This is a genomic window from Desulfofalx alkaliphila DSM 12257, assembly GCF_000711975.1.
GTDB classification, from domain to species: domain Bacteria; phylum Bacillota; class Desulfotomaculia; order Desulfotomaculales; family Desulfohalotomaculaceae; genus Desulfofalx; species Desulfofalx alkaliphila.
Window position 1 is genome coordinate 19,459 of record NZ_JONT01000004.1, and the last position, 15,054, is coordinate 34,512.

At 43.7% G+C, this 15,054-nt stretch carries 14 protein-coding genes; all 14 read left to right on the plus strand.

All coding sequences use genetic code 11. The features are described from left to right. The first annotated feature begins 3 nt into the window (after positions 1–3). The 14 genes from BR02_RS0103925 (at position 4) to BR02_RS0103985 (ending at position 15,042) form a co-directional block, all read left to right on the plus strand. The gene (locus BR02_RS0103925; RefSeq protein ID WP_031514403.1) at positions 4–216 is read left to right on the plus strand and encodes a hypothetical protein; all 213 of its coding nucleotides are present in this window, start codon (positions 4–6) and stop codon (positions 214–216) included. 4 nt (positions 217–220) lie between these two features. Next, entirely contained in the window at positions 221–388 is a 168-nt protein-coding gene (locus BR02_RS15030; RefSeq protein WP_084170925.1) for a DUF362 domain-containing protein, read from the plus strand. Between the two features lie 54 nt (positions 389–442). Beyond that, complete coding sequence (locus BR02_RS0103930; RefSeq protein ID WP_031514405.1) at positions 443–1,234, plus strand: isoprenyl transferase; 792 nt, start codon at positions 443–445, stop codon at positions 1,232–1,234. Between the two features lie 30 nt (positions 1,235–1,264). Beyond that, positions 1,265–2,050, plus strand: a complete 786-nt coding sequence (locus tag BR02_RS0103935) for a phosphatidate cytidylyltransferase (protein WP_031514407.1) — start codon at positions 1,265–1,267, stop codon at positions 2,048–2,050. A 14-nt stretch (positions 2,051–2,064) separates the two neighbouring features. Continuing rightward, the gene (gene ytvI / locus BR02_RS0103940) at positions 2,065–3,144 is read left to right on the plus strand and encodes a sporulation integral membrane protein YtvI (protein WP_031514409.1); all 1,080 of its coding nucleotides are present in this window, start codon (positions 2,065–2,067) and stop codon (positions 3,142–3,144) included. A gap of 18 nt (positions 3,145–3,162) precedes the next feature. Further along, complete coding sequence (locus BR02_RS0103945; protein ID WP_031514411.1) at positions 3,163–4,308, plus strand: 1-deoxy-D-xylulose-5-phosphate reductoisomerase; 1,146 nt, start codon at positions 3,163–3,165, stop codon at positions 4,306–4,308. A gap of 22 nt (positions 4,309–4,330) precedes the next feature. Continuing rightward, the gene (gene rseP, locus BR02_RS0103950) at positions 4,331–5,371 is read left to right on the plus strand and encodes an RIP metalloprotease RseP (RefSeq protein ID WP_031514413.1); all 1,041 of its coding nucleotides are present in this window, start codon (positions 4,331–4,333) and stop codon (positions 5,369–5,371) included. A 16-nt stretch (positions 5,372–5,387) separates the two neighbouring features. Further along, the gene (ispG, locus tag BR02_RS0103955) at positions 5,388–6,437 is read left to right on the plus strand and encodes a flavodoxin-dependent (E)-4-hydroxy-3-methylbut-2-enyl-diphosphate synthase (RefSeq protein ID WP_114638791.1); all 1,050 of its coding nucleotides are present in this window, start codon (positions 5,388–5,390) and stop codon (positions 6,435–6,437) included. A gap of 114 nt (positions 6,438–6,551) precedes the next feature. Continuing rightward, positions 6,552–8,261, plus strand: a complete 1,710-nt coding sequence (locus BR02_RS0103960; RefSeq protein ID WP_031514417.1) for a proline--tRNA ligase — start codon at positions 6,552–6,554, stop codon at positions 8,259–8,261. A gap of 33 nt (positions 8,262–8,294) precedes the next feature. Continuing rightward, positions 8,295–12,560 (plus strand): PolC-type DNA polymerase III, encoded by a 4,266-nt coding sequence (locus tag BR02_RS0103965; RefSeq protein ID WP_274377108.1) that lies wholly within the window; start codon positions 8,295–8,297, stop codon positions 12,558–12,560. A 208-nt stretch (positions 12,561–12,768) separates the two neighbouring features. Beyond that, the gene (rimP, locus tag BR02_RS0103970) at positions 12,769–13,230 is read left to right on the plus strand and encodes a ribosome maturation factor RimP (RefSeq protein ID WP_031514421.1); all 462 of its coding nucleotides are present in this window, start codon (positions 12,769–12,771) and stop codon (positions 13,228–13,230) included. Between the two features lie 23 nt (positions 13,231–13,253). After that, on the plus strand, positions 13,254–14,453 hold the full coding sequence (nusA, locus tag BR02_RS0103975) for a transcription termination factor NusA (protein ID WP_031514423.1): 1,200 nt from the start codon (positions 13,254–13,256) through the stop codon (positions 14,451–14,453). Between the two features lie 12 nt (positions 14,454–14,465). After that, entirely contained in the window at positions 14,466–14,738 is a 273-nt protein-coding gene (rnpM, locus tag BR02_RS0103980; protein ID WP_031514425.1) for an RNase P modulator RnpM, read from the plus strand. Then, positions 14,731–15,042, plus strand: a complete 312-nt coding sequence (locus BR02_RS0103985; protein ID WP_031514427.1) for a L7Ae/L30e/S12e/Gadd45 family ribosomal protein — start codon at positions 14,731–14,733, stop codon at positions 15,040–15,042. Before rnpM ends, BR02_RS0103985 begins: the two co-directional genes overlap by 8 nt. Positions 15,043–15,054 lie beyond the last annotated feature (12 nt).

A 15,054-nucleotide genomic window follows, 5' to 3' on the forward strand; every position in this document is an offset into this window, starting at 1 on the left:
ACCATGCGCATACCCGACATGCTGGGCATGGAACTGGATAATGCTATTATAGAGTTAAAGTCTACACCTTTTAAAGCCGAGATAAAAACCACCGGCGTTACCAATTCCTTATCTGCTAGAGGAGGTACGGCAAGGATTGTGCGTATTGATAAAGTAACTGAAGATAAAATTTTTCTTACAGTGACGTACCACAAGGCTGCAGGAAAGGAGGTGTAGATAAATGGCATACCTAATTTCTGATGAATGTCTTGCTTGCGGTACATGCATAGATTCATGTCCGGTTAGCGCTATAGTTGAGGGAGAATTCTACTCGATTAATTCAGAGGTATGCGATAATTGCGGTATATGTCTAGACTCCTGCCCTGTGGGAGCTATTATTGAAGAATAATATAGTACCCCCTCGAAGTCGAGGGGGTTGTTTTCATATGGGAGGTGAGTTATTGTGATAAAAAAATTCCTTGATCGCTGGTTAAAGGCCGGAAAAGATAAAAATAACCCAGATCAGCTCTTAAAAGAGCTTGATCATGAACGATTACCACATCATATTGCCATTATCATGGACGGCAACGGCCGCTGGGCTCAGCGAAGGGGAATGCCTCGGGTTTATGGGCATCGGGAAGGGGTTGAGTCATTACGGGAGATTGTAAAGACCTGCAATGAGCTAAAGATACCTGTTCTCACGGTGTATGCCTTTTCAACTGAAAATTGGAAACGCCCCAAAGATGAAGTGGACGCCTTGATGAATTTATTGGTAGAATATGTTTACAAAGAAATAGATGACTTGGATCAAAATAAGGTGCAAATTAGAGCAATAGGCAGGATACATAAACTGCCTGAAGCATGCCGCCGTGCTGTATCCTATGCCCGGGAACGTACCGCGGACAACGACGGATTGATCTTTAATTTGGCGCTAAATTACGGCGGTCGTTCTGAATTGGTGGACGTTGTAAGGGCCATAGCAAAAAAGGTGGCTGACGGTGAGATTACCACGGAAGAAATTGATGAACAACTGTTATCGGCACATCTCTATACAGCAGGCTTACCGGATCCTGATCTGTTAATAAGACCATCCGGAGACTTTCGGATTTCTAATTTTTTGCTCTGGCAGCTGGCTTATACTGAGTTTTGGCATAGCAATGTCATGTGGCCTGATTTTAGTAAAGCTGATCTGCTACAGGCAATTTATGACTACCAGAATCGCGAGCGCAGATTTGGTGGTCTAAAGACAAAATAGCAGTATAAAATTACAGGTTGGTGAAAATATTTGTTACATTTAAGGGTGCTCAGTGCACTGGTGGGAATTCCGTTAGCTGTATTTGTGGTCTGGCACGGTGGTTTACTGTTACTGGGCTTTATAGGCCTAGTTATTGTGCTGGGTGCTTTAGAGGCCATACGGATATTTAACAATTTAGACATGCGCCCCAATCACCTGCTGGTGATACTGGGGCTGTTGCTGGTTCTGCTAACTGTATACCTGCAGTTTTGGCCGCTGGCGGCAATCACCTTTACAGCCTTGCTGCTGTTACATATGTTGTTAATGCTAGTGTATTATCCCCATTATAGACCCACAGATGTTTCGGCCGGGTTATTTGTAACCATGTATTTAAGCCTACTCACATATATATACCTTATAAGTACGTTACCGGAGGGACGTCATTGGATATTTTTAATGTTGGTAGGTACCTGGGCCAGTGATACCTTTGCATATTTCGCCGGTCGCGCCTTTGGCAAACACAAGCTTAGCTCCTTAATTAGCCCTAAAAAAACCTGGGAAGGGGCATTTGGCGGAGTAATTGGGTCATTATTGGGCGTATATATATATAGCTATTTTTTAATTCCCATAGATTTGCCCTGGCTAATATTATTGGGGCTGCTAATCAGTGCTTCCTCCCAAATTGGTGACCTGGTGGAATCCGGACTAAAACGGCATGCCAAGGTAAAAGATTCCGGCAGACTGATTCCAGGCCACGGTGGAGTTTTAGATCGTTTTGACAGCATGTTGCTTTCAGCGCCACTTGTATACTATTATGTACTAATGTTAATAATTTGAATGAGGTGAAATAATTGGTTCCAGGATGGTATAGACCTGCAATAAATACAATTGTGCTGGTGGCAGCGGTGTTGTTGTCGCTGGCTCTGGCCGGTTTATTTATATGGTTAGCCGGTTATTTATTCCCGGCCCTGTTGCCTTTTATTTTGGCTGCATTTATTGCTTTTATGATGGAGCCATTAATAAATTTGCTGCAGAATCGCTTAAGGTTAGGCCGTGGTCCGGCTGTTGGCTTATCGATGTTGCTTGTTTTTGGTGGTTTAGGAACGGCCTTCACCTATCTGGTTGTGCAGTTGTTGGCAGAATTAATCGCCATATCCCAGACATTACCGGATGCAGCCAGAGAGGTTAGAATGTACCTGGAATCATTAATTCCGGTTGTAATGCGTTTTTACGGTGACTTACCTGTGGATATGATAAGTTACCTTCAGGATTTGGTGCGCAATTTAACTGCTATGCTACAATCATTGGTAGAAATTGTGGTTGCATCATTATTAGCGGTGCTGTCCCTGGTGCCGGGAACCTTTGTCGGTGCCATTGTAACCTTTTTAGCCACTTATTTTATTGCCAAGGATCGTCGCCGTATAGCTAACTTTTGGTTAAAGATAGTACCAACTCCCCATGGTCAGAACAGTTTAAATGTGTTACGTGAGGTATTAGGAGCCTTTTGGGGCTATTTGAAAGCCCAGGGCATTTTGGTAGCCATTAGCACTACCATTTGTATTATAGGTCTGTACATTATTGGGGTGGACTACGCCCTTACGGTGGGTTTAGTGGTCGGTTTGTTTGATATTATACCGGTACTGGGACCTTCCACCTTATTTATACCATGGTTAGTATGGTTGTTTTTTACCGGAAATTACGTATTCGGTCTAAAGGTGGCCATCCTTTATGTGCTCATCATGGCGGTACGTCAATTATTGGAGGCCCGGGTGGTGGCACATAATTTGGGATTGCATCCGCTGGCAGTGCTGATGGCAATGTTTATGGGATTACAATTAATAGGATTTTTAGGACTGATTTTAGGCCCGATATTATTAATTGCAATTCAAGCTGCCCTTAAAGCAGGAAATATACTACAAAGGGTGAAATAAATACTTTGAGGTGTTGACGTGAAAAAGGTTTCTATAATTGGCAGTACCGGCTCCATTGGGTGCCAAGCCTTGGATGTGGCATATAACAACCCAGACAAGATTAAAATTGTTGGCTTATCTGCTGGAAAAAACATTGAGTTATTGATAAAACAAGTAAAAGAATTTCAACCGAAGGTGGTATCGGTATCCAGTGTTGAACATGCCGGTTTGTTACAAAAGGAGTTTGGCGCATCCAAAGGGATAGATATTTACCATGGAAGCGAGGGCTTACTTGCAGTGGCCGGTTGTGAGGATGCAGATATAGTGTTAACTGCCGTTACCGGCACTGTAGGCTTAGCGCCAACCTTAAAAGCAATAGAGAGCGGTAAGGACCTTGCTTTAGCAAATAAAGAAACCTTGGTTGCAGCAGGACCCTTGGTAATGGCTGAGGCAGGTGCCCGGGGAGTAAAAATATACCCGGTGGACAGTGAGCATTCTGCCATATGGCAATGCTTAAACGGTGAAGATACTAAGGCACTTTCCCGATTGATACTTACTGCCTCCGGTGGTCCCTTTAGAAATTTACCACAGAAAGAAATGGATGCAATTACACCGGAACAGGCACTAAAGCACCCCAATTGGAATATGGGTAGTAAGATAACGATAGATTCAGCCACTCTAATGAATAAGGGGTTAGAGGTTATAGAAGCTCGCTGGTTATTTGATGTGGACTTTGATAAGGTGGATGTGCTTGTTCACCCCCAGAGCATCGTTCACTCAATGGTGGAGTTTATTGACGGATCGGTGATGGCCCATCTGGGTATTCCTGACATGCGAATACCGATTCAGTATGCCCTGTCAAATCCCCACCGTTGGCCAAATAATTTACCTAAGCTGGATTTAATGCAGGTGGCACATCTCACCTTTGAGCGGCCTGATTTAGATCGTTTTCCATGTTTAAAACTTGCCTATCAAGCAGGAAGAATAGGTGGTACCATGCCGGCGGTGTTAAACGCGGCCAATGAGGTGGCTGTGGAAAGATTTTTACGAAAAGAAATAGCTTTTACCGATATACCTAAAACGGTGAGCAGGGTTATGGAAAAACACCAAAGGGTGGCAAGTCCCACCTTGGAGGACATATTACAGGCTGACCGTTGGGCAAGGGAAGCGGCTTACCAATTCTAAAAATAGCGTTTTGAGGTGTACAATGCTAACATTTATTGCTGCAGTGTTTGTCTTTGGCATTTTAATATTTTTCCACGAACTGGGACACTTTTTAGTGGCTAAAAAAGTAGACATAAAGGTGTATGAATTTAGCTTGGGGTTCGGCACTAAGGTTTTTGGTTTTAAACGGGGGGAAACCATGTATAATTTAAGGCTGATTCCCCTGGGCGGTTATGTTCGCATGGCCGGAATGGATCCTGAAGAAGAAGATAAGGCCAACCCCGGCTTTGATATTAAAAGGGCATATAACAGTAAGACGGTATCCCAACGGTCTGCGGTAATAGTGGCAGGGCCATTGATGAACTTTGTCCTTGCGGCCATCTTGTTGGCAGTGGTGTTTATGTTGATACCGATACCCACTGCACATATTGGAGGAGTAATTGAGGGGTACCCGGCGGAACAGGTAGGGTTAATGCCGGGGGATCGGGTGGTATCTATAAATAACAAGGCCGTGGATACCTGGTCGGACTTAGTTACCCAGGTAAATGCCTATAGCGGCCAACAATTAAATATAGTTGTTGATAGGGATGGAATGACTAAAGATTTTGTCATTACTCCGCTGTTAAATGAAGACGGCATGTATGTAATTGGCATTATGGCAGACGAGTCAAAGGCAGACCGGTTAAACCCCTTGGTGGCCATATGGCGGGGTATTGAAACAACTTGGCAGGTAACCGTTTTGATTATTACCTACCTTATTCAAATGTTTTCTGCCCAGGCACCGGTTGATTTAGGTGGCCCGGTGCGGATTGTTTCTGAAATTGGTAATGCGGCAGAGGACGGCTTTTTAAACCTGTTGCAGTTGGCTGCATTCCTCTCTATTAACGTTGGTCTGTTTAACCTTTTCCCCATCCCGGCATTGGACGGAAGCAAGCTGATATTTCTGGGCTGGGAAAAAATTGCCGGTAAACCGATTGATCCCTCAAAAGAAGGTTTTATTCATATGATTGGTTTTACTTTATTATTGCTACTGATCATTGTGATTACTTACAAAGACATTATTGGATTAATAACCGGTACTTAATGGGGGGCTATAAATGATTAACCGAAGGAAAACCCGGTTAATAAATGTGGGCAGCGTGCCGGTGGGCGGGGATTCACCCATATCTGTGCAGTCTATGACCAACACTGACACCAGAGATGTTGCTGCCACCGTTGCACAAATTAAAGAACTGGCAGAATTAGGCTGCGAAATAATCAGGGTGGCGGTACCGGACGAAGCAGCCGCTGCCAAACTTAGGGATATAAAAGCACAAATTAACATACCCTTAATTGCGGATATACATTTCAATCATAAATTGGCGCTAAAAGCCATAGCTGCCGGTGTTGACGGTTTGCGTATTAACCCGGGTAATATCGGCGGTAAAAGTAAGGTGCTTGAAGTGGTGACGGCTGCAAAGGATAGGGTTATACCCATTCGCATTGGGGTAAATGCAGGATCTTTGGAACGGGAATTATTGGAAAAATATAATGGTGTTACACCTGGGGCATTGGTGGAAAGTGCCCTAAAACACATTACTATACTGGAAAAATTAAATTTTTATGATATAAAAATATCATTAAAGGCTTCTAATATACCCTTAATGTTAGAGGCATACCGACAGTTGGCCAAAGAGGTTGATTATCCATTTCACATTGGTGTTACCGAAGCGGGTACTGTTAATTCCGGTGCGATTAAATCTGCCGTTGGCATTGGCATACTACTGTCCGAGGGACTGGGGGATACCCTTAGGGTATCATTGACAGGCCACCCCCGCCATGAGCTTAAGGTGGCTTATCAAATTTTACAGTCACTGGGATTACGCCGTAGGGGAGTGGAAATCATTTCCTGCCCCACCTGTGGCCGTACCGAAATAGATTTGATAAATATTGCCCACCAAGTGGAAGATAGACTACAAAAACTGGACAAGCCAATAAAGGTGGCGGTGATGGGTTGTGTAGTAAACGGCCCCGGTGAAGCCAGGGAGGCAGACGTGGGCATAGCCGGAGGCAAAGGAGTGGGCATAATTTTTCGCAAGGGTGAGATTGTAAAGAAAGTACCCGAGGGGAAACTCTTAGAGGAACTTTTGGCTGAGATTGATAAAATTTAATGGTTCCAGTAGAAAACCCTGTGGCGCCGGTTAAGGGGCGGGTTTCCATGGCCGCCGGTTTCTTGTTCCGGTGTGGCAGGTTTGTTTAAATTACACTATATACGGAGGTTACCGATGCGCGTATCTGAAATGTTTATACCCACCTTAAGAGAAACACCTGCTGAGGCAGAGGTGGTCAGTCATAAATTACTGCTTCGTGCGGGTTTTATCCGTAAAACCGCAGCCGGGGTTTATTCTTACCTGCCCTTGGGTATGCGGGTAATTAAAAAGATAATGAACATTATTCGGGAAGAAATGGATAAACAGGGCGGTCAGGAAATGCTGATGCCTATTATGCAGCCTGCTGAGCTGTGGTTAGAATCGGGTCGGTGGCAGGTGTATGGCCCGGAGCTAATGCGTTTTAAAGACCGTCATAATAGAGATTTTTGCTTGGGTCCTACCCATGAGGAAGTAATCACGGTGTTAGTAAGAAACGATGTCAGGTCCTATAAACAATTGCCACAATTACTTTACCATATCGGCAATAAATACCGCGATGAGCGGCGCCCGCGCTTTGGCTTAATGAGGGGTAGAGAATTTATAATGAAAGACCTTTACTCCTTCGATAAAGACGAAGAAGGCTTACAAAAAAGCTATGAAAAAATGCACCGGGCATATACTAACGTATTTACGCGGTGCGGCTTAACATTTCGTCCGGTGGAAGCAGACTCCGGCGCCATAGGCGGCAGTACAACCCATGAATTTATGGTGTTGGCAGACTCCGGTGAAGCCACCATATTGTACTGCGATACTTGCGATTATGCATCAAATGTAGAAAAGGCATCACTGCCCGCTGCCGGTTTAGATGCCGGCCTTGAAAAACTTGAAATGAGGGAAGTGACTACCCCCGGTGCCCATACGGTGGAGCAGGTTACTGAATTTTTAGAGGTTGAAGCCCGGCAAATAATCAAGACGCTTATCTATAAAACTGACAAAGAAATAGTTGCCGCCCTGGTAAGGGGAGACAGAGAGCTAAACGAAATTAAATTATATAATGCCTTGGGCTGCCTAACCTTGGAACTGGCAGGGCCGGAAACCGTAAAAGAAGTAACCGGTGCTCCGGTGGGTTATGCCGGCCCGGTGAACCTTAATGATGTGCGTATTATTGCAGATTTAGAAGTGGCACAAATGGTCAATGCAGTTGCAGGGGCAAATAAAGGTGATGCCCATTTAATAAATGTTAATCCCGGTCGTGATTTTAAAATGGACTTGGTGGAGGATATTCGGATGGTCACAGCCGGTGAATCTTGCCCCAAATGTGATGGAAAACTGCAGGAGGCTAAGGGCATAGAAGTTGGGCAGATCTTTAAATTAGGTGATAAATACAGTAAAATACTTAAGGCTCACTACTTGGACCAAAACGGCAAAGAAAAACCCATTATCATGGGCTGCTACGGCATAGGTGTCGGTCGTACAATGGCTGCATCTGTGGAACAAAACCATGATGATAATGGCATAATTTGGCCGGTGAGCATTGCCCCTTACCATGTTGTGGTAGTTCCTATAAGCGTTAAGGATCAACAACAGATGCAGTTGGCAGAGGACATTTATAATGAATTAAGTGGTAGGGGCATAGAGGTTGTATTAGATGATCGCAATGAGCGTCCCGGCGTCAAATTTAAAGATGCTGACCTAATCGGTTATCCCATAAGAGTGGTGGTTGGAAAGAGAACGGCGGAAGACAAAGTCGTTGAAGTATATAATCGAAAAACCCAAGCAAAAGAAAACATAAGCATAGAAGAATTGACAGATGCAATACAGAAAACATTGATATCCCTTCAATAAAATGTAGTACAGGCAGCGGGAGGTTTGTAGGTCTTGCAAAGTACGAAGGAAATGATAACCAAATTACTTCCTGATGCAAAGGTGGCAAAAGTTCAGGTGGATACCCGGCAATGCTGTTGGCACATCCACCTGAACTGTTCTACCCCTCCGGATAAAGAAAGACTGGAAGAAATAAAACAGTATTTTTACCGGGTAATGCCTGAGTTAAAAGCGGTTAATTTTACAATAACCACAAAATTAACTGATCAAGAAATTGCGCAAAAACTATCTGAAATATGGGCTAAAGCAATTAGCTTTGTTATTAAGGGTGTTCCTTCGGCCAAGGGCTGGCTGCAAACTGCCCGGTATAACTACAGGGAAGGCACACTGGCAGTACAACTAAAGGATAAGTTAGGCATAAAAATGTTACAACAGCGGGATGTTGTTAATCAACTGGCTGAACAGTTTGCCACTGAAATTGGTTTTATACCCAAAATTGAACTTTCATGTGATGACAATAAAGACATTGACCGTCAGCCGTCATGGCAAAGCAAAGCAGAAGAAGAGTATGTTAAAAAAATACAGCAGGCTGTGACAGGCTCTGCCAATACCGCTGACAAGACAAGTAAAAAAAATAACAATGCTAAATCTACACCCGCCGATACGGGTGTTTTTATTGGTCGTGCCATTAAAGAGCAAGCGGTGAAGTTGGAAAACATCCAAGAGGAAGAGCGGCAGGTGGTGGTCTGCGGTCGGGTATTTGGAGTGGATCTTAAAGAGTTGCGCAGCGGAAGACAATTATTAATGTTTAATATAACCGACAACACCGACTCCATAGCTGTAAAGTGTTTTTTGGAAAAGGATAAATCTGAGGGTGCTGCAAAGATCAAAAATGGCAGTTGGGTGTTGGTAAGGGGCCCGGTACAACATGACCGCTATACTCAAGAGCTTACATTAATGGCCTATGATATTAATGCAAGCTCAGCTCCTGAACGGGTGGATGAGGCCAAAGAAAAAAGAGTGGAATTGCACTTACATACCAAGATGAGTGCAATGGATGCCGTACTCGACGCCACCACTGCCATCACACAGGCCGCCCGGTGGGGGCATCCGGCGGTAGCCATTACAGACCACGGCGTAATACAAGCTTTTCCGGAAGCCTATAGTGCCGGTGAAAAGGCCGGCATAAAGGTGATATACGGTGTTGAAGCTTATCTAATAGATGACGGTGCACCGGTGGTGGAGAACCCCACTGCCACAGACTTAGCGAACACTGAGTTTGTAGTCTTTGACATTGAGACCACCGGACTTCACCCCCGAACCGACGAAATAATTGAAATAGGTGCTTTGAAATTCTCTGGGTTCGAAGTGGTAGATAGCTTTTCAACACTGATACGGCCGAAAGCAACAATACCCCTAGAAATAGTTAAGCTGACCGGCATCACTGCTGATATGGTTAAAGACGCCCCCGATGCGGCAGCGGCATTGGAAAAATTTCTAGGCTTTATTGGTGATGCCGTATTGGTTGCTCACAACGCAGCCTTTGATGTGCCTTTTATAAGGGTAAATCTTAAAAAACTGCTAGGGAAGTCGTTAAACAATCCTGTGTTGGATACACTGACTTTGTCACGGGCTTTGTATCCCAGTTTAAAAAATCATAAGCTTAAAACACTGTGTGCAGAGTTTAAGGTGCCCTTAGAAAACCATCACCGGGCGGTGGATGATGCCGGCGCCACAGGCAAATTGTTAAAAATATTTTTAGATAAATGCATAGATCAAGGTATCAAAAGGCTGGCAGATTTAAACACGCTAATTGGCAGCGGTAATTTAGATAAAGTAAAGCCTAATCATGTCACCATTTTGGCGCAATCTCAAAAGGGTTTAGAGAACTTATATAATTTGATCAGCTTGTCCCATTTAAAATACTTTTACCGGCATCCACGTATACCCAAAAGCCTGCTGGCGTCCTATCGTGAGGGTCTTTTAATTGGTTCAGCCTGCGAAGCCGGAGAGTTGTTTAGAAGTATTCTTGCCGGTGCACCTGAAGATAAAATTGAAAAGATAGCTTCCTTTTACGATTACCTGGAAATACAACCGGTGGGCAACAGTGAGTTTTTGGTTAACACCGGTCAGTTACAAAGCATCGATCAGCTAAGGGAAATATACCGGTACATCTACCGGCTGGGTAAAAGGCTGGGCAAGCCAGTGGTGGCCACCGGAGATGTGCACTTTTTAAATGCTGAGGATGAAATATATCGCCGCATTTTAATGTACGGTCAGGGTTTTGAAGATGCTGAAAAACAGCCCCCCCTCTACTTTAAGACCACCAATGAGATGTTGGACGAGTTCTCATATCTTGGAAAAGAGGCTTCATATGAAGTGGTTGTGACAAACCCTAGAGAGATTGCTGATTCAGTAGATAAGCTACTGCCTGTTCCCCTGGAACCTTATCCCCCTAAAATTGAAGGGGCAGAGCAGCAAATTACAAATATGGCTGAGCAAGGGGCACAGGAACTATACGGAAATCCGCTACCGGCCATTGTGAAAGAAAGGCTGGATAAAGAGTTAAAATCCATTATCGGCAACGGATTTGCCGTTTTATATCTTATTGCCCATAAGCTTGTAAAAAAGTCTATGGATGATGGGTATTTAGTTGGCTCCAGGGGTTCCGTCGGTTCCTCCCTGGTGGCCACCCTAACCGGCATAACTGAGGTTAACCCTTTACCCCCCCATTACCGGTGCCCCCGGTGCAAATTTAGCCGGTTTGTAGAAGACGGCAGTTATGGTAGCGGGGCGGATATGCCTGATGAAGAATGCCCAAATTGCGGCAGTGTTTTAAAAAAAGATGGGCATGATATTCCCTTTGAAGTTTTTATGGGCTTTGAGGGAGATAAGGTGCCGGATATAGATTTGAACTTTTCCGGTGAGTATCAACCCCGGGCTCATAAATACACAGAGGAGTTATTTGGCAAGGATAAGGTGTTTAGGGCCGGTACCATAGGTACCATAGCCGAAAAAACAGCCTATGGTTTTGTGAAAAAATATCTTGATGAAAAAAAATTGGTTAAACGGGAAGCGGAAATTAACCGCTTAGTGAATGGTTGCACCGGAGTTAAACGCACCACCGGACAGCACCCCGGAGGTATGATGGTTGTGCCTAAGGATATAGATGTGCACAAAATTACACCGTTACAACATCCGGCTGACGATAAGAAAAGTGGTATTATCACCACCCATTTCGACTATCATTCCATTCATGACTGCCTGATAAAATTAGATATTTTAGGACATGATGATCCCACTGTTATTAAAATGTTGGAAGACCTTACCGGTGTAAAGGCCCAAGAGATACCCTTGGATGATCCAGAAACACTAAGCTTATTTTATAGCACCCATGCCTTAGGTGTCACTCCGGAACAAATTCGATCTCAGGTGGGGTCCTATGCCATCCCTGAATTTGGTACAAAATTTGTACGCCAAATGTTGGTTGATACAAAGCCAAAGACATTCAGTGAACTGGTGCGTATTTCCGGTTTTTCACACGGCACTGATGTGTGGCTGAACAACGCCCAAGATCTAATTAAAGAGGGTGTTTGTCAGTTATCCGAGGCTATTTCTGCCCGGGATGATATTATGGTCTATCTTATTTATCAAGGACTACCACCTAAACAGGCATTTAAAATAATGGAGAAGGTACGTAAGGGTAGAGGAGTGGATGAAGAGGACGCAGAATCAATGCGCAGCCACGGCGTTCCCCAGTGGTATATAGAGTCATGTCGCAAAATCAAGTACATGTTCCCAAAGGCCCATGCTGTTGCTTATGTGATGATGGCTTTTCGGATAGCATGGTTTAAGGTAAATTACCCTAAGGAGTTTTATGCCACTTATTTTACAGTGCGAGCCGATGATTTTGATGCAGATCACATTATAGGCGGCCAACAGGCTGTACTTAAGGCCATTGAAGAAATAGAAGCAAAGGGAGTGACTGCATCAACAAAGGAAAAAAACATGCTTACAATTTTAGAAGTGGCATTGGAGATGTATGCCCGGGGTATAAACTTTCAAAGGGTGGACCTAAAACGTTCACATTCCACTAAGTTTTTAATTGTAGGCGAAGAACTGCTGCCACCTTTGATGGCACTGCAAGGACTAGGTGAGTCTGCTGCCAAAAGTATAGTGAAAGCCCGGGAAGAATCACCCTTTACTTCAATAGAAGATTTAAGAAACCGAGCTAAGGTGTCGAAAACCGTAATTGAAATTATGGAAAACCATGGTTGTTTACAAGGCATGGATCAAACTGATCAATTGAGCTTATTTTAATTTAATTATGTATATTAATTTATGTATATTAATTTTTAAATAGGCAATAATGTGCACATAATAGTCCTGTGTAACATAACACTTGTAAACAACTGGTTATTATGGTATACTACCTTTGGTTTGAATCAATTAGGAAGTTTTTCGAAGGAGTGGGGGTTGCGCCCACTCTTTCCTATTATCACGAGGTACTGGAAAGGGGCCCCGTTAAATGAGCAAATCTAAAGTAACTGCACAGGTTGCAGAATTTGCTAAACCTATAGTAGAGGAAATGAATTTAGAGTTGGTGGATGTTGAGTACGTAAAAGAGGGAGCAAATTGGTATTTGCGGATATATATAGATAAAGAAGGCGGGGTTGATTTAGATGATTGTCAGGCAGTGTCACAACGATTAGACAGCATACTGGATGAAAAAGACCCCATACCTCAATCCTACATTTTAGAAGTATCTTCACCCGGCATTGAAAGGCCGTTAAAAAAACCTGATGATTACCGCCGTTTTGCCGGCAAAAAAGTTGCAATAAGTACATATGAGCCGTTGAACGGGCGTAAAAAATTTACCGCTAAGTTGTTGGGCTTTGACCAAACAGGTGTACAACTGGAACTTGATAACCAGCAAGTAACAATTCCAATGGAAAAAATTGCTTCGGCGAAGCTGGTGGTAGAATTTTAATGTTGCTGTAGGAGGAGCTACAAATGAATACTGAGTTTTTAGATGCATTACATGATCTGGAAAAGGAAAAGGGCATATCGGTGGATATCTTGTTGGATGCCATAGAAGCCGCACTGCTAACTGCCTATAAACGAAACTTTGGCTCTGTTCAAAATGCTAAAGTTACTATTGATAGGGATACTGGGGATTTTAGGGTGTACTCCCAAAGGCTAGTAACTGATAAAGTTGAAGATGAACGAATGGAAATATCTCTTGAAGACGCCCGGGCAATTAATCCAAATTACAGCCTGGGCGATGTTGTGGAAACAGAAGTCACACCCAAGAACTTTGGTCGCATAGCCGCTCAAACTGCTAAACAAGTTGTGGTGCAGAGAATTCGGGAAGCAGAACGAAATATTATTTATGATGAGTACGTAGACCGTGAAGGTGATATTATCACCGGGGTTATTCAACGCATTGAACAGCGCAATGCATATATTGAATTGGGAAAAACCGAGGCTGTGCTTGCACCCTCAGAACAAATACCCGGAGAAAACTTATATCCGGGCATGAGACTTAAATGTTATATTGTAGAAGTGAGAAAGACCACTAAGGGACCGCAGATAATGGTTTCCCGCACCCATCCGGGGCTGCTAAAGAGACTTTTTGAATTAGAGGTGCCGGAATTGCATGAGGGTGTGGTGGAGTTAAAGTCTGTTTCCCGTGAAGCGGGCTCCCGATCAAAAATAGCAGTTTATTCTAAAGATGAGAACGTAGACCCTGTGGGTGCCTGTGTAGGTCCTAAGGGAATGAGAGTGCAGAGTATTGTCAATGAACTAAATGGGGAAAAGATTGATATAGTAAAATGGGACCCAGACCCTTCGAAATTTGTGGCTAATTCCCTTTCACCTTCTAAGGTGGTGGCTGTTGAAATATGGGAAGATGAGAAGGTGGCGCGGGTAATTGTTCCGGATTACCAATTATCACTTGCCATAGGAAAAGAGGGGCAAAATGCCAGATTGGCAGCTAAGTTAAGCGGCTGGAAAATTGACATTAAGAGTGAAAGCCAGATGAAAGAAATTTACCCCCAGTATGGTGAAACATCTGACTATTATGATGAAGATAGTTATGATGATTATACTGAAGGGTATGATGATGATCTGTCTGATGAATACCTTGATGATAATTCCGGTGAACCGGTGGATGTTGAAGAAAACATTGTTGATGAAGAAGTGCCAAAATAAGGGGAGGATGTTATGGCTAAGGTACGAAAAAAGCCTTTCCGCATGTGTGTGGGATGTCAAGAGATGAAGATAAAAAAAGACTTGATACGCATCGTGCGCACCCCCGACGAAACGATAGAAATAGATTACACCGGCAAAAAATCAGGCCGGGGGGCTTATATATGCCCCCAACAGCAGTGTCTTGAAAAGGCAAGAAAAGGCAATAGATTGGAAAAGGCACTTAAACATAGTGTTAGCAGCGAGGTATATGAAAAACTGCTGCAGGAGTTGGAATCAAGTGAATAAAAAGGCAGTCAATTTATTAGGTCTTTGCCAGCGTGCAGGAAAACTATTAACAGGTGATTATCAGGTTAAATCAGCCATTAAGAGCGGAAGGGCTCTGCTGGTACTGCTGGCTACCGATGCTTCCCAGCGTACCAAAAAGGAATATCTATACATGGGGAAGGCTAACAAGGTTCCTGTGATTGAAACCGGCACCAAAGCGGAATATGGTGTGTTGGCCGGTAAAACACCTAGAGCGGCATTGGCGGTGATAGATAATAACTTTGCTAAGGGTATTTCTGAGGTAATTGTTAGGGGAGAGGCGTGACAATGTTGCGCT